Origin of the sequence: Cellulomonas terrae (assembly GCF_007990265.1) — a bacterium.
Taxonomy (GTDB): Bacteria; Actinomycetota; Actinomycetes; order Actinomycetales; family Cellulomonadaceae; genus Cellulomonas; species Cellulomonas terrae.
In genome coordinates this window covers 24,129-47,833 of sequence record NZ_BJWH01000015.1, presented here as the reverse complement: position 1 = coordinate 47,833, position 23,705 = coordinate 24,129, and the positions used below count along the sequence as shown (strand labels likewise).

Sequence of the window (23,705 nt, the reverse complement as noted above, 5' to 3'; positions counted from 1 at the left end):
CGTCGGGCACGTCAGGCGTCGAGGACCGCGAGCGCGTCCGGCTCCACGCCGAGCTCCACGACGTCCCCCGCCGACCACCGGCCGCCGACGGGCCCGAGCGCGGTGACCACGCCGATCCCGTCGACGTCGACGCGGACCTCGGACCGTCCGCGTCGCGACGAGACCCCGCGCACCACGCCCTTGGCGACGCCGCTGCGCCCGACGACGAACGCGCCCTCCGCGAGCGCGAGGGTCGCCCCGGACGGCGGGACGCCGAGGGCGTCGCGCAGGGGTGCCGCGGCGGGGCTGTCCAGCGGCACGAAGGCCTCGTAGCCGAGGAACGACGCGACCTCGCGGGTGGCGGGCCGGACCCAGAGCTCGGCGGGCGCGTCGACCTGGAGGAGCCGGCCGGCGGACATGACGGCGACCCGGTCGGCGACGGCGAACGCCTCGTCCTGGTCGTGGGTGACGAAGACGGCGGTGGTGCCGGTGGCGACGAGCGCGGCGCGCAGGTCGACGGCGAGCCGTTCCCGCAGGGCGCGGTCGAGGGCCGACAGGGGCTCGTCGAGCAGCAGGAGCCGGGGGGCGGGGGCGAGCGCGCGGGCGAGGGCCACGCGCTGGCGCTCGCCGCCGGACAGGGTGGCGATGCCGCGGTCCTCGTAGCCGGCCAGCCCGACGAGCTCGAGCAGCTCCGCGACGCGCCCGCGTGTCCCGGAGCGGGCCGGGAGGCCGTAGGCGACGTTCCCGCCGACGGTGCGGTGCGCGAAGAGCTGCCCGTCCTGGAACATCAGCCCGAACCCGCGCCGGTGCACGGGCACGTCGGCCACGGAGGTCCCGTCCCAGCAGACCGAGCCGGCGGCGAGCGGTTCGAGGCCCGCGACGGCGCGCAGCAGTGACGACTTGCCGCACCCGGACGGGCCGAGCAGCGCCACGACCGAACCCGGCGCGACGTCGAGGGAGACGCCGTCGACCGCGGGCGCGGTGGCCCCGGGATAGCGGACGACGAGGTCGGCGACGGTCAGCCCGCCGCGTCGCGACCCGGCGACATCCTGACGCTCGTTCACCACTCACCTCCGGCGCCGGGGGCGCGCAGTCGTTCGCAGGCCGCGACGATCCCCGCGGTGAGCACCGCGAGGACGACCGACGCGGCGAGCGCCATGCCGTAGGACTCGGGACCGGGGCGGCCGATGAGCCGGAAGATCACGACGGGCAGCGTCGGCCGGTCGGGGCGGGCGAGGAACGACGTGGCGCCGAACTCCCCCAGCGACGCCGCGAAGGCGAACCCGACCGCCAGGCCCAGGGACCGGGCGGCGATCGACAGGTCCACGGTCCGCAGCACGCGACCGGGCGTGGCGCCGAGCGTCGCGGCGGCCTCCCGCAGCCGCGGGTCGATCGCGCGCAGCACCGGCAGCACCACCCGGACGACGAGCGGCACGGCGACGACCGCCTGCGCCACCGGCAGGAGCAGCGGGTTGGTCCGCAGGTCGACGGGCAGCCCGAACGGGTGGTGCATGGACAGCAGGAACCCGAACCCGACGGTCACGGCGGACACCCCGAGCGGGAGCATGAAGAGGGCGTCGAGACCCGCGACGGCTCGGCGGCCGACGGCGCGCCGCGGTCGTCGGGACACGACGAGCGCGACGAGCCCGCCGACGACGAGCGCGATCACCGTGGCGTCCAGGGCGACCCGCAGCGAGTTCAGGGTGGCCTGCCAGACCGTGACGGTGAGCGACCCGCCGGTGGTGCCGAGCGCGCTGTAGTGGTCGAGACCCCAGCCGTCGCCGGTGCGCAGCGACCGGACGACCAGGTTGACCAGGGGCAGGGCCAGCAGGAGGACGACGAGAGCGGTCACCGCCGTCGCGACGAGGGTGAGCCCGTGCCCGTCGCCGGGCGGCATGCCCGCGGGCCGGCGCAGCCGCAGCGGGCGGACGGACGCGGACGGCAGGGTGAGCCCGAGCGCCCGCTCCCGGCGCGACCGGGCACGGCCCGCGACGACGAGCGTCCCCGCGACGACCACCAGCTGCACGACCGACAGGACGGCGGCCGCCCGCAGGTCGAGGAACTGGGTCGTCTGGATCCAGATCTCGGTCTCGATCGTGCCGAACTGCAGGCCGCCGAGCACGAGGACCGTCCCGAAGGCGGTGGCGCAGAACAGGAACGCGAGCGACGCGGCCGACGCGATCGCGGGCGTCAGCGCGGGGAGCGTCACGGTCCGGAAGGCCGTCCATGGCGACGCCCCGAGCGCGCGCGCCGCCTGCTCGGCCCGCGGGTCGAGCCGCTCCCACAGACCCCCGACGGCGCGCACGACGACCGCGTAGTTGAAGAAGACGAGCGCCGCGACGATCGCCGCGAAGGTGCCGTCCAGGTGCAGGAAGCCGAGCGGTCCGCCGTCGACGAGCAGCGAGCGGAACGCGACGCCGACCACGACGGTCGGCAGGACGAACGGCACCGTGACGAACGCGCGCAGGAAGGACCGTCCGCGGAACGTGTGCCGGTACAGCACGTACGCCCCGGGCACCCCGAGCAGCACGCTCAGCGCGGTCCCCAGCGTCGCCTGCGCCAGCGTGAGCCCGATGATCCGCCACGTGCGGGGCCGGGAGAACACGTCGGCGAACCCGCCGAGGTCCAGCTGCCCGTCGACGACGAACCCCTGGGCGATCATCACCGTCACGGGCCACGCGAAGAAGATCCCGAGGAACAGCAGCGGCACGGCGACCGCGACGGACCAGAACGCGACGACACGGCCCCGACCCGACGCGGTGGCGAGCACCGGGTCGGGTCGGGTCGGCGCGTCGACGGCCATGGTCAGCCGATCACCGTCTCCGACCACAGGGCCAGCCACGCCTCACGGTTCTTGCTGATGTCGTCCGGCGCCACCTCGAACGGCTCGTCGGCCAGGGGTGCGAAGGCGGTCCACTCCTCCGGGAGGGTGGCCGTCTCGCTCACCGGGTACATGTACATGGACACCGGGATGTCGTCCTGGACCGTGTCGGACAGCAGGAAGTCGAGCAGCTGCCGTGCACCGTCGGGGTTGGCCGCGCCCTCCAGCACGCCCGCGTACTCCGTCTGCCGGAAGCAGGTGTCCAGCAGGGCACCGGTCGTCGGCTCGGTGCCACCCTCGGGCACCGTGGACGGGGGCGACGAGGCGTAGGACAGGACGATCGGGCGCGGTCCGCCACCGCCGCCGCCGGAGAAGTCCGTGAAGTACGCGTCGGACCAGCCGTCGGCCACCTTCACGCCGTTCGCCTTGAGGGCGGTCCAGTAGTCGACCCAGCCGTCCTCGCCGAACGCGCCGACGGTCGCCAGCAGGAACGACAGGCCCGGCGACGACGTCACCGCGTTGGGGACGACGAGCAGGTCCTTGTACTCCGGCTCGGTGAGGTCCTCGAGCGTGACCGGCTCCGCGAGGCCCTGCGCGGTGAACCAGGCGTGGTCGACGTTGATGCAGACGTCGCCGTAGTCGACCGGGACCAGCGCGCCCTCGAAGGCGTCCTGCGCCTCGGTCGGCGCGACGACCCCCTCGTCGACCGCCCGGGAGGCGAACGCGTTGTCGATGCCGAACACCAGGTCGCCCAGCGGGGCGTCCTTGGTGAGCACGAGCTGGTTCACCAGCGCGCCGCCGTCGCCCGGCTGGACGAGCTCGACCGTGAGACCGGACTCCTCCTCGAACGCGTCGAGGAGGCCGTCCGACAGCGCGAACGAGTCGTGCGTGACGAGCGTGACGGTGCCGGCCGACGCGCTGGGCGCGGGGTCGCCGGAGCCGATGGCCGAGCAGCCTGCCAGGACGACGACGCCGGCGACTGCGAGAAGCGAGTGGATCCTCGCCATGGGTGATGCTCCTCCTTGGTCGGAAAGGAGGGGATCCTCACACGCGGTCGCAGCGACCACGTGGGAGGGACTGAGAAGCCCGACTCCCTACGCCGGTATCAACCGGATCAGGTTCGAGGGTCTGCGGTGGTCCGCACTCTCAGCGTCCAGACCCTGCGGTCCGACGCTCCCCTGTCGTTCGCCGGTGATCTTACGCCGCTGCTGAGCGGCGCACTCGCGTGCGCCGGGCTACGGTCGTCACCAGACCCGTCACCCCACCTCGGAGGCTCAGCTCGTGGACGAGAAGCAGACCCAGTCGGTCGTCGCCAAGCTCATCGGCGCGGGCGTCGCGCTCGGCGCCGCCGTCATCGTGCAGAAGATCCTGTCCCGGGCCTGGGAGGCGAAGACCGGGCACGCGCCGCCCGCCGCCGACGACCAGGGCGACGCGCCCCTCGCGGAGATCGTCGCCGCCGCAGCCCTGACCGGCGCGCTCGTCGCGATCTCGCGCGTCCTGGCCACCCGAGGGACGGCGCGGTTCACCGCGAAGCTCTGACCGACGCGGGTCGCGTCGAGCGTGCCGCACCCGCGACGGTGCGGCGCCGCCCTACGGTGCCAGGCTCGGTGGCGCCATGATCCCGAACTCGCGCAGCACCCGCCTCGCCGCGTACCAGCCGCCGAGCCCGTGCACGCCCGGGCCGGGGGGCGTCGACGCCGAGCACAGGTAGATCCCGGCCCGGCCCGAGAAGTACGGGTCGAACCGGGCGGTCGGCCGCGCGAACAGCTGGCGGATGCTGGCGCGGCCCGCGGAGATGTCCCCGTCCACGTAGTTCTCGTTGTGGTCGCTCAGGTGCGCCGCCGGCGTGCACCGGGACGCGACGACGACGTCCCGGAACCCCGGGGCGTACCGCTCGATGTGCCGGGTCACGGTCTCGGTCACGTCCACGTCGGACCCGGCCGGGACGTGCGTGTACGTCCACAGGGGCCGTCGGCCCTGCACCTCACGGGTCCCGTCGACGACGGTCGGGTCGCTGACCAGGACGACCGGCCGCTCGGCGTGCTCGCCCCGCGCGACCGCGTTCTCGGCCCGGGCCATCTCGGTGCGCGTCCCCCCGACATGGACCGTGCCGGCCAGCCCCACCTCGGGCACCGCCCACGGCACCGGACCGTCGAGCACGAAGTCGACCTTGGCGGCCGCGTCCCCGTACTCGAACGCCGCGAGCGCGTCGCGCGACCGCGGGGGCAGGCGGTGGCCCAGCACCTCGACCAGGGTGCGGGGGGTCGTGTCGAACACGTAGCAGTGCGCGATCGGCAGGTCGGCCTGCCGGCGGACGCGGTGGTCGGTGCGGACCGTTCCGCCGTGCGCCTCGAGGTCGGCGACGAGCGCGGCGGTGATCGCCCCGGACCCGCCGCGCGGGATGGGCCAGCCCCCGTCGGCGTGCGCGAGGGTGCCCAGGAGGAGCGACGTGCCCGCCGCGGCGATCGACGGCAGCGGCGAGATCGCGTGCGCCGCGATGCCGGTCAGCAGCGCGGGGGCGACGACGTCGACGAACCGGCGGTCCCACGCGCGCGTCCCCTGCTCGAGGACCCCGAGCCCGAACCGGACGGCCTCGCGGGGGTCGACCAGCGGGACCGACCGCTTGTCGAACAGCCCCAGGCGGACCACGGAGGCCGGGTCGCCGCCGACGAGCGACCGCCACACCGCACCGTCGACGCCGAGCCTCTCGACCGTCCGGTCCAGGTCCCGGTAGGCGATCCCGGCCCTGCCGTCGGGGAGCGGGTGCGCGTAGGACACCTCGGGCACCAGGAGCTCGACCCCGCGCGCCGCCAGGTCGAACTGCTGGAAGAAGGGCGACGCCCAGGCCATCGGGTGCACCGCGGAGCAGATGTCGTGCGTGACCCCGTCGGCGAGGCCGAGCTCCAGGGTCCGCGCACCGCCGCCGACGGTCGACTGCGACTCCAGGACCGTCACCCGCAGGCCCGCGCGCGCGAGGGTGACGGCGGCGGCGAGCCCGTTCGGGCCCGAGCCGACGACCACCACGTCCGGTCGCGTCATCGCACTCCTCCTGGGGCTCAGTCTCGGGGGTCGTCGTCGTCGGGGCGACCCTGGTCCCGCACCTGCGCGCGCGCCTGGTCGCTGGTCAGCTCGTCGACCACCAGCAGGTCGCTGCGGACCTTGCCCGTGCGGTAGCCCGCGCGGCCGACCATGTGCGCGGCGACGGGCGCGGTGAGCATCTGGAACACGGCCACGAGCACCAGCGCCCACACGGCACCGCCGGACCGCAGTCGCAGCGCCAGGCCGATGAGCACCAGCGCGAGGCCGAGGACCTGCGGCTTGGTGCCCGCGTGCATGCGCGCCAGCAGGTCGGGGAACCGCAGCGCGCCGACGCCGGCCGCGAACGCGAGGAACGCCCCGCCGAGCAGGCACACCGCCGACGCCACGTCGGCGACGGTCGTCCACTGGTCCTGGGTCATCCTCGGACCTCCCCCTCCGCGCCGCCGCCGTGGTGCTCGTCCTCGCCCTCGCGTCGACCGGTCCGGCGTGAGCCCTCGGCCTCGTCCTCGGCGGCCATGCGTTCGGCCTCCGCCGCGGCGATCTCCTCGCGGGTGCGCACGCGGCCCTCGCCCTCGGGCTCCACCGCCGCGAACCGCGCGACGGTCACCGAGCCGACGAACCCGACCAACGACAGCACCACGAGGACCGGGACGACGTCCGTGCGGCGCTCGACCGCGCCGTACAGGGCGACCGCCACGATCATCGCCGTCACGACGATGTCGAGGGCGACGGTCCGGTCGAGCATCGACGGACCCTTCTCCGCCCGGACGACGGCGAGGACCGCCCCGACCGTGACGAGGATCCCGCAGACCCAGACGACGGCGATCATGCGCGCACCCCCAGGCCGGCCGCGGCCAGCTCCTCGTCGGACGCGAACGCCCGCAGCACGCGCTCCTCCTGGTCCAGCACCGCCTGCCGCGCGGCCTCGATCCCGCCGGTCTGCCGCACGTCGAGCACGTGCAGGTAGAGCATCCCGGTGAGCCGGTGCGCCTCGACGACGAGCGAGCCCGGGACCAGGGACGAGAGCTCCGCGGTCAGGGTCAGGTACAGGTCGGAGTGGCTGCGCAGCTGCACGCCGATCACCGCGCCGCGCGGCACGTACCGCGGCCGGAGCGCGATGAGGCTGACCTCGAACGACGCCTTCACCAGGTCGACCGCGAACCGGCCGACCAGGCGCAGGAAGCCGAGCGGACGGAACCGCCCGTGGAAGTCGATGGGGGCCATCCGCAGCCCGGTGGTCACGGCGAGCGCGATCAGCAGCCCCGCCAGCACGTTGCCGACGGACAGGTCCCCCCAGAGGAACACCCACACGACGGTGAGCCAGACGACCGTCGCCCACTGGGTGCGCCACCGGTGCCGGCGCGGGTGCAGGCTCATGGCTGGTCCTCCGCGACGTCGTCGGACACGCCCTGCCCGCGCTCGCCGTCGGGCAGCACGGCCTCGACGTACGGGGTGCGCTCGGTCAGGGAGACGGCAGCGCGCTCGGTGTAGGCGTACAGGGGGCCGGCCGCGACCGTGAGCAGCAGGCCGACGACGATGAGCGCCGCGGTCGGCGCGACCATCCCGAACGGCAGGCGCACCGGCGGACGCGGCTCCTCGGGCGTCTGCCAGAACGCCTTGTTCCACGCCTTGACCAGCGCGTAGAGCGTGAGGAGGGAGGTCACGACGCTGCCGACGACCAGGACGTACGCGAGCGGGGTGCCCAGCTGGACACCGGCCTCGATGAGCCCGATCTTGCCCAGGAACCCGGACAGCGGAGGGATGCCGCCCAGGTTCATCGCGGGGATGAAGAAGAGGACCGCGAGCACCGGGGTCAGCTTGGCCAGGCCGCCGAGCTTGGTCAGGGACGTGGAACCGCCCGCGCGCTCGACCAGGCCCACCACCAGGAACAGCGCCGTCTGCACGGTGATGTGGTGGGCGACGTAGTAGATGGCGGCGGTGTAGCCCAGGTCGGTGGCCATCGCGATCCCGAACACCATGAAGCCGATGTGGCTGACCAGCGTGAACGAGAGCAGTCGTTTGATGTCGTCCTGCGCGACCGCGCCGAGGATCCCGATCACCATCGTCGCCAGCGCCGCCCACATGAGGGCGTCGTCCAGCCGGCCGTCCGGGAACAGCAGCGTCTGCGTGCGGATGATCGCGTACACGCCGACCTTGGTGAGCAGGCCCGCGAAGACCGCGGTCACGGGTGCGGGGGCCGTCGGGTAGGAGTCCGGGAGCCACGCGGACAGCGGGAAGACGGCCGCCTTGATGGAGAACGCGAGCAGGAGCAGCACCTGCAGGACGAGGCTCACGCCGGGGTCGATCTCGGGCAGCCGGATCGCGAGCTGCGCCAGGTTCACCGTGCCCGTGGCGGCGTAGATCATCGCGATCGCCACGAGGAACAGCACCGACGACAGCAGCGCGACGACGATGTAGATGGTCCCCGCGCGGATCCGCTCTCCGGTGCCGCCGAGCGTGATGAGCACGTAGCTGGCGGCGAGCAGGATCTCGAAGCCGACGTACAGGTTGAACAGGTCGCCGGACAGGAACGCGTTGGCGACGCCCGCCGTCAGCACCAGGTACGTCGGGTGGTAGATCGAGACCGGCGCGGACTCCTCGTCGTCCTCGTTGCCCTGCGCCAGCGAGTACAGCAGGACGCAGAGGGTGACGGCGCTGGAGATCGTGAGCATGAGCGCGGACAGCCGGTCCGCCACCAGGTCGATGCCGACCGGCGCCGCCCAGCCCCCGACGTCGACGACGAGCGGCCCCTCGTCGGCGAGCACGAGCAGGGCCACGCTGGCGACGAGCACGAGCGCGAGCGCCACCACCGTGACGAACCGCTGCACGTTCGGCCGGCGGTACAGCGCCAGCGCCAGGCCCGCGGCGGAGAGCGGGATGACGACCGGGAGCGGGACGAGCCAGGTGTAGTCGTTCACGGGTGCACCTCCCGGACCGTCGCGGGCGCACCCTCGTCGGTCTCGTCGCGTGCTTCCGCCGCTTCCTCGTCGAGCGTCTCGGCGGCGACCTCCGTGTCCAGGTCGGCGAACGCGCGCTCGTCGACCGCCGCGAGGCGCGCGATGCGGCGGTCCTCGACGTCGTCCTGCACCTCGTCGTGCCGGTGGAGCTGCCACGACCGGTAGGCCATGGCCAGCAGGAACGCGGTCATGCCGAGCGTGATGACGATCGCGGTCAGCACCATCGCCTGCGGCAGGGGGTCGCTCATGCGCCCCTCCGGCTCGTTCCCGACGATCGGGGGCCGCCCGGCCGCGCCGCCCGCCACCAGGAACAGCAGGTTCGCGCCGTTGCCGATGAGGATGACGCCGATGAGCACGCGCGACAGGCTGCGCTCGAGCAGCAGGTAGACGCCCGCGGCGAAGAGCACGCCGATGGTGACGACGAGGACGATGTTCGGGCTCATGTCGATCACGGCACGCTCCCGTCCCAGCCGGCCGGCTTGGCGTTGACGCCGACCTGCGCGGGCACGTCACCCTCGGCGTCGCCGCCCACCGCGTCGCCCCCGACGGGGTCCTCGCCCGTCTCGGCGCGACGGTCGATCTCCGCGCCGAGGCTGCGCAGGATGTCGAGCACCAGGCCGACGACCACGAGGTAGACCCCGAGGTCGAAGAAGAGCGACGTCACGAGGTGGATGTCCCCGATGACGGGCACGTGGATGTCGATGATCCAGGACTGCAGCACCTCGCCCCCGGCCAGCAGCGCGAGCAGGCCGACGCCGGCGGACAGGAACAGCCCGAGACCGAGCAGCAGACCGGGCTGCACGGGAGCCGCCTCACCGAGCTCGTATCGACCGCCCGCGAGGTACCGCACGATGAGCGCGATGCCCGTCACGAGGCCCGCGGCGAACCCGCCGCCGGGGGCGTTGTGCCCGCTGAACAGCAGGTAGACCGAGTAGACGATCATCGTGTGGAACAGCAGGCGGACGACGACCTCGAAGATCACCGACCGCCGCTGCGGTGCCAGGGTCCGGCCGGCCTGCAGCCACTCGCGGCCACGCGACGCGCTGGACGGCACGGCGGACTCGTCACGGTCGGCCACCATCCCGCCCGCGTCGACCTGCGCGCGGTCGCCGCCCGGACGCCGGAGCGCGGCCATCGGGTCCGCCGTCCCGCCCCAGACCGAGCGCTCCGTGCGGGCCTCGTCGGCACGGTAGATCGCACCGCCACGGCGCGAGAGGAAGACGAGCGACGCGACGCCCGTCGCCGCCACCAGCAGCACGGAGATCTCGCCCATGGTGTCCCACGCGCGGATGTCGACGAGGGTCACGTTCACGATGTTCTTGCCGCCGCCGAAGCTGTACGCCTCCTCGGCGAAGTCCTTCGAGACCGGCAGGTGGATGCGCGCCCCCGGCGCGACGAGCGCGATCCCGGCCACGGTCAGCCCGACCGCGAGCCCGAGCGCGAGGCGCACCCAGCGGCTCGCGGCGAGGGGACGGTCGGAGAAGTACGGGGGCAGCCGGCGCAGGACCAGCACGAAGACGACGAGCGTCACGGTCTCCACCAGCACCTGCGTGAGGGCCAGGTCCGGGGCGCCGTGCAGCAGGAACAGCCCGGCCACCGAGTAGCCGCCGATGCCCAGCAGGATGACGGCCTTGAGCCGGCGACGGGCTCGCGTGACCAGCAGCGCGGAGGCGATCGTGCCCGCCGCGAACACGAGCTGCGCGGGGGTGTCCCACCACCGGACCTCCGACGGGAACACCGTGCTGGCCAGCGCCGTCCCCCCGACCGACACGACGAACACGACGAGGATCAGGCCGAGGTACAGCGGCAGCGAACCGCGCTGGGTGACCGCGGTGACGTCGGCTGCCACGTCGTCGAGCCGCCGCATGAACCGCCGGTACACGCGGTCCGCCTCGGGCCCGTGGTACGCCGCCGTCTGCCACCGCTCGACGCGGTCGCGGATCACGAACAGCAGCGCCCCGGCCAGGAGGATCGCGAGCGTCAGGACGAACGTCGGCGTGAACCCGGCCCACAGGACCAGGTGCCCGGGCTCGCCCTCGGGGTAGGTGTCCGCGTACGGCGCCAGCAGGTGCTCGCCGAGCTGCGGCAGGAGCGCGACGGCCAGGCCGAGGACGGCGAGGATCATCGCCGGCCAGACCAGCAGCAGCGACGGGTGCGTGATCGGGGCCGGCTCGGCCTTCTCGTGCGCGGCCTCGTGGATCGACGTCCCCGGTTCCGTCGAGTCGCTCACGGCCTCGGGGACGACGGCGGGCTTCGTCGAGAACGCCCCCCACCACAGCCGCAGGCCGTAGGCGACGGTGAGCACCGAGCCGACCGACACCGCGACCAGCACGATCAGCCCGGCCGTCGTGTCGTCCAGGTGCCCGAGCGCCTCGAGCCCCGCCTCCTTGGCCACGTACCCCGCGAACGGGGGCAGGCCGATCATCGACGCCGTCGCGAGCGCGCCCGCCAGCGCGGTCAGCTTGAGCTCCCGCCCGACGCCCGACAGTCGCCGCAGGTCACGCGTCCCGGTGGCCGCGTCGACGACGCCGACGACGAGGAACAGGGCCGCCTTGAACATCGCGTGCGCACCCAGCATCGCGAGCCCGGCGAGCGCGGTGGCCCGGGTGCCCAGTCCCACCAGCAGCACGATCAGGCCGAGCTGGCTGACCGTGCCGAACGCGAGGATGAGCTTGAGGTCGTGCTGCCGCAGGGCCCGGTAGCCGCCCAGCAGCATCGTGCCGCAGCCGAGCACCACGATGATCCAGACCCACGTCGGGTCCGTCGAGTACGCCGGCGCGAACCGGGCGACCAGGTAGACACCGGCCTTCACCATCGCCGCGGCGTGCAGGTAGGCGCTCACGGGCGTCGGCGCGGCCATCGCCGCCGGCAGCCAGAAGTGGAACGGGATGAGGGCCGACTTCGTCACCGCACCGGCGAGCAGGCAGACGATCGCCACGGTGACCGCGGTGCTGCCCTGGGGCGGGTTCGCGATCACCTCGGACAGCAGGTAGGTGCCCGCCGCCTCGCCCAGCAGCACCAGCCCCACGAGCATCGCCAGCCCGCCCGCCGTCGTGATGACGATGGCCTGCATGGCCGCCCGACGGCTCGCCTTGCGCTCGGCGTAGTGACCGATGAGCAGGTACGACGTGACCGTCGTCAGCTCCCAGAACGTGAACAGCAGCAGCAGGTCGTCGGCGGTGACCAGGCCGAGCATCGCGCCGCTGAACGCGACGAACACGCCACCGAACCGGCCCAGCCCCGCCGCGCTCGTCTTGAAGTACGCCGAGCAGTAGATGAGCACGAGCGCACCGACACCGCCGACGATCAGCGTCATCAGCCACGACAGCGTGTCCAGGCGGAACGTGAGGTCGAGCCCGAGCACGGGGATCCACTCGACGCTCTCGACCGGCCCGTCCCCGGCCTGTACCCGTGACGTCCAGCTCAGGGCCCAGGCAGCCGCGGCGGCCGGTGCGAGGGCCAGGACCCAGAACGCCTTGCGGCCCATCCAGCGGACCAGCACGGGCGCGACGACGGCTGCAGCCAGGTGAACGGCGAGCAGCAGAAGCACGTCCGGCTCCGTCCTGTAGGGCGGGTGGTCGGTCGGTCGGGGTCGTCAGGTTCTGGATGTCAGGCACAGGTGCAGGCACGCGTCGGGAGCGACCAGGAGCGCCCCCGCGATGCACTGAAGAATTGGTCAAGACTGTACCAACCGAATTCCCACACCTCTTCCCACGGAGCCGGGCGAGGGGCGTCGGGCACATCACGTCGGCAGCGGGAATGCGCCGCGAGTTCGGCGGGTGGAGCGCCCCGGCACCACTACCGTGGCGGCGTGGATGCGCTGCAGGTGGTGTGCCTGGTGATCGTCGTCGTCGCGACCGTGGTCGGGGTCGCGGTCTTCGCCCGCGGTGCGCGCGAGATCGTGCGGACCGTGCGGGTGGGACGGGCGACCGGTGGGCGGTGGACGCCCGTGGGGCCCCGGCTGGCGACGCTGACCCGCGAGGTGCTCGGGCACGGGCGGTTCCAGCACCGGCCGGTGGTCAAGGTCGCGCACTGGGTCGTGATGGTCTCGTTCGCGCTCCTGTTCCTCACCCTGGTCACGGGGTACGGGCAGGTGGTCGACCCGGCGTTCGCGCTCCCGCTGATCGGGCACCTGGCGCCGCTGGAGTGGGCGATCGAGGCGATCGCGTGGCTGTCGCTGGTCGGCATCCTGGCGCTGATCACCCTGCGGATCCGGCTCGGCTCCCGCGACCGCGGCTCGCGGTTCTTCGGGTCGAACCATGGACAGGCGTTCTTCGTCGAGGCCACGGTGCTCGCGGTCGTGCTGTGCGTCCTCCTGCTGCGCGGCCTGGAGTACGCCCTGTACGCCGGCGACGCGTGGCACTTCCCGCTGACCGCCTGGTTCGGGGCGTCATGGGTGGGGGTGGCGCCGGCGACGCTGGAGAACGCGGTCGTCGTCGTCGCGACCGTGAAGATCGTCGTGTCGATGTCCTGGTTCGTCGTCGTCGGGCTGCAGCCCACGATGGGCGTCGCGTGGCACCGGTTCCTCGCGGTCGTCAACGTGTACGCGCGCCGGGACCCGCGCGGCGGGGTGGCGCTCGGCCCGTTGCAGCCGATGACCCTGGGAGGGCAGCCCGTCGACCTCGCGGCGCTGGAGGACCTTCCCGACGACGCCCGTCTCGGGGTCGGCGCCATCGAGGACTTCACGTGGAAGGGCCTGCTCGACTTCTCCACGTGCACCGAGTGCGGCCGCTGCCAGGACCAGTGCCCCGCGTGGGCGACGGGCAAGCCGCTGTCCCCGAAGCTGGTCACGCTGGCGCTGCGCGACCACGCCGCGGCGACCGCCCCGTACCTGCAGGCCGGGTCGCACGAAGGGATCGACCTGCTCGGCGGCGGCATCATCGACCCCGACGCCCTGTGGGCCTGCACCAGCTGCGGTGCGTGCGTGCAGCAGTGCCCGGTGGACATCGAGCACGTCGACGCGATCGTCGACATGCGCCGGTACCAGGTGCTGATGGAGTCGGCGTTCCCCAAGGAGCTCGGCGGCACGTTCACCAAGCTGGAGCGGCAGGGCAACCCGTGGGGGCTGCCGGCGCGCAACCGGCTGGCCTGGGCGAAGGGCCTGGACTTCGAGGTGCCCGTGGTGGGCGTCGACGTGGAGTCGGCGGCCGAGGTCGAGTACCTGTTCTGGGTCGGCTGCGCGGGCGCCTACGAGGACCGCGCGATCCGCACGACGAAGGCCGTGGCGGAGCTGCTGCACACCGCCGGCGTCAGCTTCGCGGTGCTGGGCGACGGCGAGACCTGCACCGGCGACCCCGCCCGGCGGGCCGGCAACGAGCTGCTGTTCCAGATGCTCGCCGCCGCCAACGTCGAGGTGCTCAACGAGGTCGGCGCGCAGCGGATCGTCGTGACCTGCGCGCACTGCTTCAACACCATCTCCCGCGAGTACCCGCAGCTGGGCGGCCGGTACGAGGTCGTGCACCACACCGAGCTGCTCAACACCCTCGTCGGGGACGGCCGGCTGACGCTGCTGCCGTCGACCGACGAACGCACCGTGACCTACCACGACCCCTGCTACCTGGGTCGGCACAACCAGGTCTACTCCCCGCCGCGGGACCTGCTCGGCGCCATCACCGGCGTCGAGGTCACCGAGATGCCCCGCAACCGCGAGCAGTCGTTCTGCTGCGGCGGCGGCGGTGCGCGGGTGTGGATGGAGGAGTCGATCGGCACCCGCATCGGCACCGCACGCGCCGAGGAGGCCATCGCGACGGGTGCCGGTGTCGTCGCGACCGCCTGCCCGTTCTGCACCGTGATGCTGTCCGACGGGGTCGCCGCGTCGCAGACCGTCGGGGTGCCCGAGGTCACCGACATCGCCCTGCTCCTGCTCGACCGGGTCCGCGAGTGATCGGCCCGCGCAGCACCGAGCAGCGCCGCCAGGACGCGCTGTACCGGCTCGGGCACGACGTCGACGCGTGGGTCGCGACGACCGACACCGACACCGGCGCACCTCGGCTGACGCCGCTGTCGTTCCTGTGGCACGACGACGCGCTGCTGTTCTCGACGTCGGCCACCAGCCCGACCGCCCGCAACCTGGCCACCAACCCGTCGGTGCAGGTCGGGATCGGCCTGACCCGGGACGTCGTGCTCGTCCAGGGGACGGTCCAGACGCTCCCGGTGATATCCGACGGCCTCGGCGACGCGTTCGCCGCCAAGGCCGGCTTCGACCCGCGGACCCTGTCGACCGCCTACCCGTACTTCCGGCTCGCACCGCGCACGATCCAGGTCTGGCGCGAGGAGGACGAGCTGTCCGGTCGCTGGGTGATGCGCGACGGCAGGTGGCTCACACCGGCGTCGTGACGCATCCGCACCCGCGTGCAGACTTCGTTCCGCTCAACGCAACCAAGTCCTCACGCGAGCGTCCTACTTGCCGGCCTTCCAGTAGCCGCAGAACGTGACGTTGCCCTTGGGGACGCCGCGCTCGCCGACCAGGTACCGGCGGGCGCCCGTGGCGATCTTCGACTCGCCGACCGCGAACGCGTACGGGGTGCCCGTCGGCCAGTCCAGCGACCGGAGCCGGTCCAGGGCGGTGCCGCCCTCGGCACGGGAGACCCAGTGCAGCGTCATGCCCGCGGGGGCGTCGACGTCCTGTGCGTCCGCGGCGTCGATGAGCTCGACGATCGCGTGCCCGACGGCGTCGCGCGGCATGTCCCGCAGGATCCCCAGGACCGCGGGCAGACCCGACTCGTCGGCGACCAGCAGCGACCAGTCCGCCGGGACGGGCGCCCAGCCGCAGCCCTGGTCGATGAACGCGACCTCGGTGCCGGGCTCGACGGACTCCGCCCACGGGCCGGCGACGCCGACGGACCCGTGGCAGACGAAGTCGATGTCGAGCTCGAGCTCGTCGGGCCGGAACGCCCGCACCGTGTAGTTGCGGATCACCGGCCGGGTCGACTTGGGCAGCACGAGGTAGCGCAGGTAGGAGCGGGTGTCGAACTTGTCGGGGAGGTTGTCGAAGCGCGCGTGGTCGTCGACCGGGACGGCGAGCCGGAACCACTGGTCGAACCCGCGGTGGTCGAACCGCCGCAGGTCCTCGCCGGTGAGGGTCACGCGAACCATGTGCGGGGTGACGCGCTCCGAGCGGGCGACGTTCGCGTGCACGAGTCCGCTGGGGGCGTGGGTCACGGTGATGCTGCTCATGAGGTCTCCAGGGTGGGCGAGAGGGGGAGGAACGCGAGCTGCGCGCGCTTGTGCGGCAGCTCGATGACGGGGCCGGCGACGAAGCCGGTACGGACCATGCGGGCCAGGGCGCGATCGTTGCGGACGTCGGGCTCGGCGACGACCCGCCGGGCGCCCGGCAGGTCGCGCACGAACGCGACGATCGCGCCGAACAGCCGGCCCGAGGTCCCCGGACGGACGCGCGCGCCGACGAGCAGGTGGATGCCGACGTCGCCCGGCTCCACGTCGTAGCACTCGCCCAGCGGGTCGTCCGCCGGGTCGTACACCTGCAGGAGCGCGACAGGCCCGCCGTCGACGCGGACCAGGTAGGCGTGGTGCGTCGGCAGGCTGTCGACGAACGCGTACGTGTCGCGCAGCTCCTCGCGGCTCAGCCCCCCGAGACCCCAGAACTCCGTGCCGGGGGCGGTCACCCAGGCGTGGATCGTGTCGAGGTCACCCTCGGGGTCGAGGACGGAGACCGTCGCCCGGCCGAGGCCGTCGACCACCCGCTCGTGCACCACCGCGCCGCGTGCGCCGGCGGCCAGGCCCACCGTCACGGCGTCTCCTCCACGAGCAGGTCCCAGTCGGTGACGACCTCGACGGTCTCGGCAGCCACCCACGTCGGCAGCTGGTCGATCGCGTGCACGCTCGTCGGGTCGCCGGACGCCCCGAACGGCACGCCCCAGCGACTGCGGCGGCGGTCGCCGAGGTCCCAGACCCACCGCGCGACGGACCCGCGCCACGACCGGTCGCTCACGCCGGGGACGCTCGCGGTGCAGCGGACGCAGTCGGTGTCGCCGGACAGCGGGACGGCGTCGACGGCCGGTCCGGGGAAGCCGAGCAGGGTGGGGACGGGCTGGAGACGGTGGCGGTCGCCCCAGGTCTGGTCCGCGGGTGCTGCGCGTTCGTAGCCCGACGGGTCAGCGCCGCCCGTCGAGCCACCGGCCGACGCGACCCGCTCGAGCGCCTCGCGCGTGACGGCGATGCCCTCGATCCCGAACCCCGCGGCGCCGAGAAGCCGCGGCAGCGCGTCGGCCACCCGCGGTCCCACCCCCAGCCACGGGTCGAGCAGGACGCCGCGGCCGTGCGGGGCGTGCAGGGGTGCGAGGGCCGGGTGCGCGGTGAGCAGCGTCGCGACCTCGGTCCGCCACGCGGCGAACGCCCCCGCATCGGTGCTGTCGGCGGCCATGTGCCGGTCCCACGCGAGCAGCCGGTCGCGCAGCGCCGCGGCTCCGGGGGACAGCGCGTCGGCCCGACGCACCCAGCCCAGGAGCTCCTCAGCGGTGCCGAGCACGGTGTCGCCGTGGATCGCCGCCTGGTCCGCCGGCCCGAACGTGCCGCCGGTGTCGAGCAGCTCCCGGATCCGTCGTGCCCGGTACGGCGCCACGTAGGCGCGGCCGAGGTCCCGGCCGGCGTCCGCGGGCCGCTCGTTGGCGTCGACCGCCACGTCCGTGACGCGCGTCGGGTCCGCCAGGCGGTGCCACGGTGCCGGCCGAGCGGCCTCCGACCAGGCGTCGTGCGGCAGCCGGCGGTCCTGGGCAGGGCGGGTCACGACGAGGCCCGCGTCGAGGCTCAGCACGGTCCCGTCCGCGTCGGCGGTGAGCACCCGGTTCACCGGGTCGACCCACCCCCGCAGGGCGTCGACCACGTCCGCGGCCGACCGTGACCGCAGCAGCGGCAGCAGGCAGGAGAACCCGACGTCGGACGCGACGCGCGCGGGGAACCGGACGCTGAACCCGTCGAGGACCAGCGGTCCGCGCTCGGTCTCGACCACCTCGACGTCGACGTCGCCGCCGCCGCGCACCCGGATCGTCTCGACGTGCCGGGTCACGGGTGCCCACCCGTCGGGTCCGAGCGCCGAGCGCCCGTCCGGCGAGAGCCGCTCCCGGAACACCTCGACGTGGTGCGCGATGGCGTTGGTGATGCCCCACGCCGCCGACCCGGTGTGCCCGAAGTGCTGCACGCCCGGCACCCCGGGGAACGCGAGCCCGAGCACGTCGAACTCGTCGCACGCGAGCCTGACCTGCTGGTACACCCCGGGCAGCTCGATCACCCGGTGCGGGTCACCCGCGAGCAGCGGCAGGCCGGACGTGGTGCGCGACCCGTGCAGCGCCCACGCGTTCGAGCCCGACGACGCGGTCTCGGCCGAGTCGAACAGGTCGATCCCGTCATCGCCGAGCGTCAACCGGACGTGCTCGTTCCACAGCAGCCGGGGGAACATCGAGAACAGCGCGTGGTTGACGAGCATGATCCCGAGCGGCACCCAGGCGCGCCACGGCTCGTGGGGTGCCGACGGGTCGAGCACGTCCCGGTCCAGCCCCGCGTTCACCCCCGCGACGTAGGCGTCGACGAAGGCGCGGTCCTCGTCGCCGAGCCTGTCGTACGCACGCTGCGCGGTGTCCGCCAGCCGGGCGCGCCGCGCGAACCGGTCCCACTCGACCCCGTCCGCCCCGACCCGCTCGGCCAGGTGCCCCTCGGCCCGCCACCGGTCGACCTCGATCTGCAGGCCGCGGTCCCGTGCCGTGACCCGGCCCTGCTCGCGGGCCAGCGCGAGGGCGTCCCTCGCCCGGACGTGTGGCACGCCGAGGGCGTCGCGGAAGACGGTCATGCGATCGGGTTGGCGAGCGTGCCCGCGTAGATCAGCGAGGACGACTGGTCGGTCAGGTCCACCATCTGCAGGGTGTTGCGCAGCTGCAGGCGGTTGGGGCAGGAGTGCGCGAACCGCGCGGCGCGGAGGTCGACGGCGGTCTGGAGGTCCGGGTGGTCGGCCGCGTGCTCGTCGACGCACTCGCGCACGAGCGCCCAGAACGACGCCTCCGGCAGCACGCCGTCCGTGTCGAGGATCGCCGCGAGGTGCCGGAACACCCCGTCGAACATGTCGGTGAAGACGGCCAGCGCCTGCTCGTCGGGGGCGACCACCTGGCGGATGCGCGCGACGCTGTCCGGCAGCGGGCGGTCACCGAGCACCGCGACCTCCTCACCGATGTCCTTCATGAGCACCCGCGACACCGCGTGCCCGTCGAGCACGAGGATGAGGTTCTCGCCGTGCGGCATGAACGCGAGCTCGTGCACGAGCAGGCAGTGCACCAGCGGGCGCAGGTAGGCGCGCAGGTACCGGCGCACCCAGTCCTCGGCGGTGAGTCCCGACGCCCGCACGCAGGCCGTGACGAACGCGTCGCCGTCGGCGTCCCGGTGCAGCAGGGCGGCCATCGTCGCCAGGCGCTCGGTCGGCCCGACCAGCGGGACCGGGCTCTCCCGCCACAGGGCCGCGAGCATCTTGCGGTGCGCGCTGGGTGCCGGCGTCCGGTGGTAGACGTCCCCGGTGTAGCCGACGGACACCCGCTCTCGGAGCACCTGGAAGCCGCACGCGGCCAGTGTCGGGTCCTCGCTGACCAGGTCGAACACCCAGTCGTTGATGGCCGGGGCCGCCCGCATGTAGGCCGGCGACAGGCCGCGCAGGAACCCCATGTTCTGGATGGCCAGCGCCACCTTGACGTAGTGCCGGTCGGGCCGCGAGGTGTTGAACAGCGTCCGGATCGACTGCTGCGCGACGTAGTCGTCGTCCGCGGTGCCCAGCGGCACCAGGTCACGACGGGCGACGTCGGGCGCGAACGTCACGGCCACCCGGTGCTCCCACTGCCACGGGTGCACGGGCAGGTAGCGGTAGTCGGCGGGGTCCTCGCCCTCGGAGAGCAGCACCGCCTCGAACCGGTCCAGCGTCCGCGGACCCAGCTCGTCCAGGTAGAACGCGTCCTCGTCGAGACCCGACCCGAGCGCCAGGTGGCTCGACGCCTTGCGCACGCCGAGCCACAGCGGACGGATCGGGGCACCGGCCTCGGGCGCGTACGCGGCATGCTCGTCGACGCCGAAGCCGATCCGGCCGTTGTTCGCGACGAACGACGGGTGGCCCTCCGTCATCGCGCGCTCGACCGTCGGCAGGTCGGCGTGCAGGAGGTCGGCCGCCGACGGGCCGCCGTGGTGGACCTTGAACGCCGCGCTCGCCAGCGTGGACGACAGCTCCTCCAGGTACACCGCGAGCAGCGCGTCGGGGATCTGCAGCAACGGCTGCAGCTCGAGGACCAGCGCGAGGGCGTCGAGGTCGGCCGGCACGCCGTCGACCGTCCGCGTGAGCGAGGCCGCGTCGATCGCCCAGTGCTCGAGCGCCAGCCGGCGGGCCCCGAACCGGTAGTCGACGTCGCCGAGCGTCACGCGGAACCCCGCGTCGTCGGCGACCGGCGCGAGCAGGCGCTCGTGCGCGAACTCCGCGAGCGCCTTGGTGACGAGGTGGCGGTGCGCGACGGCCATCGCGGTCGGGTTGAGGTGCGGCGCGAGGGCCGGTCGGGTCAGCAGCTCGGTCATCGTCGGCTCCCCGTCGTCGTCGGGACAGGTGTCGACGGGCGCGACGCGACCTGTGCTCGCGCTCGTGCGCCGCTGACCTCGAAGGCCTCCCGGGTACACACGGCGAGCGAGGCCCGCTTGCCGGGCAGGTCGAGCTCCCGCAGCACCTGGAACCCCACCTCGGCGTTCTTCGCCGCGACCCGCACGTTGCGCACGTCGGGCTCGACGACCACCCGCGCGGCGCCCAGCTCGTCGAAGCAGAAGGCGACGGTCGCGGCCATGACGGCGGACGTCAGGCCGTGCACCGGGCGCCCAGCCGGCGGGGACACCAGCAGGTGCATGCCCAGGTCACCGGTCCGCACCTCGGGGACCCCGTCGAGCAGCACGGCGGTCGGGTCGTAGGTCTCGACGAGGAACGTCGGCTCGTCGTCGACCAACCCGAGCCACCCGTCCTGCCGGGGGTCGGCTGCGACGGCGGCGAGGTACGCGCGGACGTCGTCGAGCGACAGGCCGCCCAGCTGCCAGAACGCGGACGCGGGATGGATGAACCAGGCGTGCACGAGGGGTGCGTACCGGTGCCGGTCGAGCGGGAGGATCGTGATCGTCATCGGACGGGCACCCCCGCCGGGACGCCGAATTCCTGGAACGCGATCCGGCGCTCGACCGGATAGACCTCTCGGCCGGTGATCGACGCGAGGATCGACGAGTTCCGCCACGCCCCGAAGCCGAGGTCGGGAGCCGTCAGCCCGTGGGTGTGCTCCTCGGCGTTCTGCACGAACACGCGGCCGCGACCTCCGTCGACCGAGTAGTCCCGCGCGACGGCGAACCGCCCGGTGTCGTCCCAGTCGAGCAGGTGCCGGACGCCGAGCACGAAGTCCGGCACCTGGGCGGCATAGCCGGTGGCCAGCACCAGCGCGTCCGTCCGGCGCTCGTAGACCTCGTCCAGCTGGGCGTGCCGCAGGGTCAGCGTGAACTCGGCCCCGTCCCAGGCCGCGCCCAGCACCTCGGTGTCCGTGAGCAGCGTCGTCGGCACGGGGCCGTCGACGCTCAGGCGGTAGAGCGTGTCGTAGATGTCGTCGACCAGGTCCCCGCTGATGCCCTTGTACAGCGACCTCTGCTCGCGCCCGAGCCGTCTGCGCACGTCCGCCGGGAGCGCGTGGAAGTGGTCCGTGTACTCCGGCGAGGTCAGCTCCAGGGTCAGCTTCGTGTACTCCATCGGGAAGAACCGCGGCGACCGCGTGACCCAGTCCAGCCGGTCGGTGGTGCCCAGCAGGTCGCGGTAGATCTCGGCCGCCGACTGCCCGCTGCCGACGACCGTCACCGACCCGGCGGCGCGGAGGGCGTCCCGGTGCGTCAGGTAGTCCGCGCTGTGCACCACGGGTCCGCGGACCGTCTCCGGCTGCACGGGCTGCGTCCCAACGCCGAGCACCACGTGCCGGCCGCGGTACGTCTCCCCCCGGTCGGTCGTGACGACGTAGTGGTCGCCCTCCTGCTCCAGCCCGACCACCCGACGCCCCCACCGCAGCGACGGCAGCTGCGCGGCGACCCACCGGCAGTACGCGTCGTACTCCGCGCGCAGCGGGTAGAAGCTCTCGCGGATGTAGAACGGGTAGAGCCGCCCCGTCGCCTTGAGGTGGTTGAGGAACGAGTACGGCGAGGTCGGGTCGGCCATCGAGACGAGGTCCGCGAGGAACGGGACCTGGATCGTGGCGCCCTCGATCATCATGCCGGGGTGCCAGCGGAACTCGTCGGCGGCGTCGAGGAACACCGTGTCGAGGTCGTCCAGCGGGGCGCTCAGGGCGGCGAGCCCGAGGTTGAACGGGCCGATGCCGATGCCGACGACGTCGTGGACCCTCATCGGGCAGCCACCTCAGCCGACGCCACCAGGTCGTCGCCCTCGATCAGCGCGGCACCCGCGCCGCGGACCAGGTCGAGCACCGCGCGCACGTCGTCGAGCGTCGTCTCCGGGTTGAGGAGCGTGAGCTTGAGGCACGGCCGCCCGTCCACCACGGTCTTGGCGACGGCGGCACGCCCCGACTCGAACAGCACGCGCCGCACCAGCGGGACCAGGCGGTCGGCCTGGGCGTCGGTGACGTCGACCGGCTGGTACCGGAACAGGACGGTGCTGAGCTCCGTGCGGCCGACCAGCTCGAGGTCCACGTCGCGGTCGATCTCGTCGTGCACCTGCGCGGCCAGGTCGAGGACCGCGTCGAACATCTCCCCGATGCCGTCGGCGCCCAGCGCGCGCAACGTGGTCCACAGCTTGAGCGCGTCGAACCGGCGGGTCGTCTGCAGCGACTTGTCCACCTGGTTGGGCTCCTCGGCGTCCGCGGGGTTGAGGTAGTCCGCGTGCCACGTGACGTGCCCCAGGTCCTCCGGCCGCGACACGAGCACCGCGCTGGACGACACCGGCTGGAAGAAGCTCTTGTGGAAGTCGACCGTGACCGACCGGGCGCGCTCGATGCCGTCGAGCAGGTGCCGCCGGGTCGGCGAGACCAGCAGCCCGCAGCCGTAGGCCGCGTCGACGTGCAGCCACACGCCCGCGCGGTCGCACTCGTCCGCGACCAGGGCCAACGGGTCGAGGCAACCGCGGTCGGTGGTGCCGGCGGTCGCGACGACGCACATGGCCACCCGGTCGATCGCCGCGAGCGTGTCCAGCGCCCCCGCGAGCGCGGCCGGGTCCATCCGGCCGCGGGCGTCGGTGCGCACGAGCAGGACGGCGTCGTCGCCGAGCCCGAGCAGCCGGGCGGACTTCTGCACGCTGAAGTGGCTGGAGGCGGTCGCGACGACGACGAGCCGGCGCACGACGTCGGCGCGGCTGTCCCCCGCGGCCACCCGGGTCGCGATCGCCGCCTCCCGGGCCAGCAGCAGCGCCTGCAGGTTCGACTGCGTGCCACCCGACGTGAACACCCCGTCACCGGCGGCGAACCCGATCCGTCCGCACGTCCAGTCGACCAGCTTGCGCTCCATGAGCGTGCCGATCGTCGACTGGTCGTACGTGTCGAGGGACGGGTTGACCGCCGCGACGATCGCCTCGGCGACGACGGCGGGCACCGCGACCGGGCAGTTGAGGTGGGCCGCGTAGGCCGGGTGGTGGAACCAGACCGCGTGCTCGCCGACGAGGTCGTCGGCCTCCCGCAGCGCCGACCGGGTGCCCACACCCTCGCCGTCGAGGTCGACCGCGTCGACCACCTCCTGGAGCTGGCCCACGCTGGCGCCCGAGAACGGTTGCGCGGTGTCGCGCAACCGGCCGGCGAGCCGGTCGACGGTCTCGCGCATCGCCTCCACGTAGCGGTCGGCGGACGTGGCGGAGAGCAGCTGGTGCACGCGGAGAGCCCCTTATCGGCGGGTGGCTTAGGTGATCCTAAGTAAGCATC

The 23,705-nt window shown here is 73.5% G+C and carries 20 protein-coding genes and 1 riboswitch; of the genes, 3 read left to right on the top strand and 17 right to left on the bottom strand.

Going from position 1 to position 23,705, the window contains the following annotated elements:
- Window positions 1-11: 11 nt before the first annotated feature.
- From CTE05_RS13805 to CTE05_RS13795, 3 genes are read right to left on the bottom strand one after another with little or no spacing between them, the layout of a single operon-like run.
- A complete protein-coding gene (locus CTE05_RS13805; protein WP_146846895.1) occupies window positions 12-1,043 on the bottom strand; it encodes an ABC transporter ATP-binding protein in 1,032 nt (343 codons plus the stop codon).
- Window positions 1,040-2,782 (bottom strand): ABC transporter permease, encoded by a 1,743-nt coding sequence (locus CTE05_RS13800; protein ID WP_146846894.1) that lies wholly within the window; start codon window positions 2,780-2,782, stop codon window positions 1,040-1,042. The genes CTE05_RS13805 and CTE05_RS13800 overlap by 4 nt, the downstream gene beginning before the upstream one ends.
- Window positions 2,783-2,784: 2 nt before the next feature.
- Window positions 2,785-3,807: a thiamine ABC transporter substrate-binding protein gene (locus CTE05_RS13795; RefSeq protein ID WP_146846893.1), complete on the bottom strand. Its 1,023-nt coding sequence runs from the start codon at window positions 3,805-3,807 to the stop codon at window positions 2,785-2,787.
- A gap of 67 nt (window positions 3,808-3,874) precedes the next feature.
- Window positions 3,875-3,990, bottom strand: a riboswitch (TPP riboswitch).
- A 91-nt stretch (window positions 3,991-4,081) separates the two neighbouring features.
- Here CTE05_RS13795 and CTE05_RS13790 point away from each other — a divergent pair.
- The gene (locus tag CTE05_RS13790) at window positions 4,082-4,339 is read left to right on the top strand and encodes a DUF4235 domain-containing protein (protein WP_146846892.1); all 258 of its coding nucleotides are present in this window, start codon (window positions 4,082-4,084) and stop codon (window positions 4,337-4,339) included.
- Between the two features lie 51 nt (window positions 4,340-4,390).
- Here the strand turns inward: CTE05_RS13790 and CTE05_RS13785 are convergent, their stop codons facing one another.
- From CTE05_RS13785 to CTE05_RS13755, 7 genes are read right to left on the bottom strand one after another with little or no spacing between them, the layout of a single operon-like run.
- Complete coding sequence (locus CTE05_RS13785; protein ID WP_146846891.1) at window positions 4,391-5,839, bottom strand: phytoene desaturase family protein; 1,449 nt, start codon at window positions 5,837-5,839, stop codon at window positions 4,391-4,393.
- 17 nt (window positions 5,840-5,856) lie between these two features.
- On the bottom strand, window positions 5,857-6,258 hold the full coding sequence (gene mnhG, locus CTE05_RS13780) for a monovalent cation/H(+) antiporter subunit G (RefSeq protein ID WP_146846890.1): 402 nt from the start codon (window positions 6,256-6,258) through the stop codon (window positions 5,857-5,859).
- Entirely contained in the window at window positions 6,255-6,668 is a 414-nt protein-coding gene (locus tag CTE05_RS13775; protein WP_146846889.1) for an MrpF/PhaF family protein, read from the bottom strand. The genes mnhG and CTE05_RS13775 overlap by 4 nt, the downstream gene beginning before the upstream one ends.
- Window positions 6,665-7,216: a Na+/H+ antiporter subunit E gene (locus tag CTE05_RS13770; protein ID WP_146846888.1), complete on the bottom strand. Its 552-nt coding sequence runs from the start codon at window positions 7,214-7,216 to the stop codon at window positions 6,665-6,667. Before CTE05_RS13770 ends, CTE05_RS13775 begins: the two co-directional genes overlap by 4 nt.
- Entirely contained in the window at window positions 7,213-8,757 is a 1,545-nt protein-coding gene (locus CTE05_RS13765; RefSeq protein ID WP_146846887.1) for a Na+/H+ antiporter subunit D, read from the bottom strand. Before CTE05_RS13765 ends, CTE05_RS13770 begins: the two co-directional genes overlap by 4 nt.
- A complete protein-coding gene (locus tag CTE05_RS13760; RefSeq protein ID WP_146846886.1) occupies window positions 8,754-9,239 on the bottom strand; it encodes a Na(+)/H(+) antiporter subunit C in 486 nt (161 codons plus the stop codon). The genes CTE05_RS13765 and CTE05_RS13760 overlap by 4 nt, the downstream gene beginning before the upstream one ends.
- Before the next feature lie 5 nt (window positions 9,240-9,244).
- The gene (locus CTE05_RS13755) at window positions 9,245-12,346 is read right to left on the bottom strand and encodes a Na+/H+ antiporter subunit A (RefSeq protein WP_146846885.1); all 3,102 of its coding nucleotides are present in this window, start codon (window positions 12,344-12,346) and stop codon (window positions 9,245-9,247) included.
- A 261-nt stretch (window positions 12,347-12,607) separates the two neighbouring features.
- Here CTE05_RS13755 and CTE05_RS13750 point away from each other — a divergent pair, with 261 nt between their 5' ends.
- Window positions 12,608-14,680, top strand: a complete 2,073-nt coding sequence (locus CTE05_RS13750; RefSeq protein ID WP_146846884.1) for a (Fe-S)-binding protein — start codon at window positions 12,608-12,610, stop codon at window positions 14,678-14,680.
- Entirely contained in the window at window positions 14,677-15,132 is a 456-nt protein-coding gene (locus CTE05_RS13745) for a pyridoxamine 5'-phosphate oxidase family protein (protein ID WP_146846883.1), read from the top strand. Before CTE05_RS13750 ends, CTE05_RS13745 begins: the two co-directional genes overlap by 4 nt.
- Before the next feature lie 63 nt (window positions 15,133-15,195).
- Here CTE05_RS13745 and CTE05_RS13740 read toward each other — a convergent pair whose 3' ends face one another.
- The 7 genes from CTE05_RS13740 to CTE05_RS13710 are packed head-to-tail and all read right to left on the bottom strand — an operon-like array spanning window position 15,196 to window position 23,655.
- Window positions 15,196-15,972, bottom strand: a complete 777-nt coding sequence (locus tag CTE05_RS13740; protein ID WP_146846882.1) for a siderophore-interacting protein — start codon at window positions 15,970-15,972, stop codon at window positions 15,196-15,198.
- The gene (locus CTE05_RS13735) at window positions 15,969-16,547 is read right to left on the bottom strand and encodes a GNAT family N-acetyltransferase (protein WP_146846881.1); all 579 of its coding nucleotides are present in this window, start codon (window positions 16,545-16,547) and stop codon (window positions 15,969-15,971) included. The genes CTE05_RS13740 and CTE05_RS13735 overlap by 4 nt, the downstream gene beginning before the upstream one ends.
- On the bottom strand, window positions 16,544-18,598 hold the full coding sequence (locus tag CTE05_RS13730) for a penicillin acylase family protein (protein ID WP_146846880.1): 2,055 nt from the start codon (window positions 18,596-18,598) through the stop codon (window positions 16,544-16,546). Before CTE05_RS13730 ends, CTE05_RS13735 begins: the two co-directional genes overlap by 4 nt.
- Window positions 18,595-20,349: an IucA/IucC family protein gene (locus CTE05_RS13725; RefSeq protein ID WP_146846879.1), complete on the bottom strand. Its 1,755-nt coding sequence runs from the start codon at window positions 20,347-20,349 to the stop codon at window positions 18,595-18,597. The genes CTE05_RS13730 and CTE05_RS13725 overlap by 4 nt, the downstream gene beginning before the upstream one ends.
- Window positions 20,346-20,936, bottom strand: a complete 591-nt coding sequence (locus tag CTE05_RS20795) for a GNAT family N-acetyltransferase (RefSeq protein ID WP_186814865.1) — start codon at window positions 20,934-20,936, stop codon at window positions 20,346-20,348. The genes CTE05_RS13725 and CTE05_RS20795 overlap by 4 nt, the downstream gene beginning before the upstream one ends.
- On the bottom strand, window positions 20,933-22,186 hold the full coding sequence (locus CTE05_RS13715) for a lysine N(6)-hydroxylase/L-ornithine N(5)-oxygenase family protein (protein WP_146846878.1): 1,254 nt from the start codon (window positions 22,184-22,186) through the stop codon (window positions 20,933-20,935). Before CTE05_RS13715 ends, CTE05_RS20795 begins: the two co-directional genes overlap by 4 nt.
- A complete protein-coding gene (locus tag CTE05_RS13710; RefSeq protein WP_371863373.1) occupies window positions 22,183-23,655 on the bottom strand; it encodes a pyridoxal phosphate-dependent decarboxylase family protein in 1,473 nt (490 codons plus the stop codon). Before CTE05_RS13710 ends, CTE05_RS13715 begins: the two co-directional genes overlap by 4 nt.
- Window positions 23,656-23,705: the final 50 nt, after the last annotated feature.

Coding starts and splice junctions, on each gene's coding strand:
- CTE05_RS13740 (WP_146846882.1), bottom strand. CDS start 15,972: ATGAGCAGCATCACCGTGACCCACGCCCCCAGCGGACTCGTGCACGCG.
- CTE05_RS13775 (WP_146846889.1), bottom strand. CDS start 6,668: ATGATCGCCGTCGTCTGGGTCTGCGGGATCCTCGTCACGGTCGGGGCG.
- CTE05_RS20795 (WP_186814865.1), bottom strand. CDS start 20,936: ATGACGATCACGATCCTCCCGCTCGACCGGCACCGGTACGCACCCCTC.
- CTE05_RS13785 (WP_146846891.1), bottom strand. CDS start 5,839: ATGACGCGACCGGACGTGGTGGTCGTCGGCTCGGGCCCGAACGGGCTC.
- mnhG (WP_146846890.1), bottom strand. CDS start 6,258: ATGACCCAGGACCAGTGGACGACCGTCGCCGACGTGGCGTCGGCGGTG.
- CTE05_RS13730 (WP_146846880.1), bottom strand. CDS start 18,598: ATGACCGTCTTCCGCGACGCCCTCGGCGTGCCACACGTCCGGGCGAGG.
- CTE05_RS13800 (WP_146846894.1), bottom strand. CDS start 2,782: ATGGCCGTCGACGCGCCGACCCGACCCGACCCGGTGCTCGCCACCGCG.
- CTE05_RS13760 (WP_146846886.1), bottom strand. CDS start 9,239: ATGAGCCCGAACATCGTCCTCGTCGTCACCATCGGCGTGCTCTTCGCC.
- CTE05_RS13770 (WP_146846888.1), bottom strand. CDS start 7,216: ATGAGCCTGCACCCGCGCCGGCACCGGTGGCGCACCCAGTGGGCGACG.
- CTE05_RS13715 (WP_146846878.1), bottom strand. CDS start 22,186: ATGAGGGTCCACGACGTCGTCGGCATCGGCATCGGCCCGTTCAACCTC.
- CTE05_RS13725 (WP_146846879.1), bottom strand. CDS start 20,349: ATGACCGAGCTGCTGACCCGACCGGCCCTCGCGCCGCACCTCAACCCG.
- CTE05_RS13795 (WP_146846893.1), bottom strand. CDS start 3,807: ATGGCGAGGATCCACTCGCTTCTCGCAGTCGCCGGCGTCGTCGTCCTG.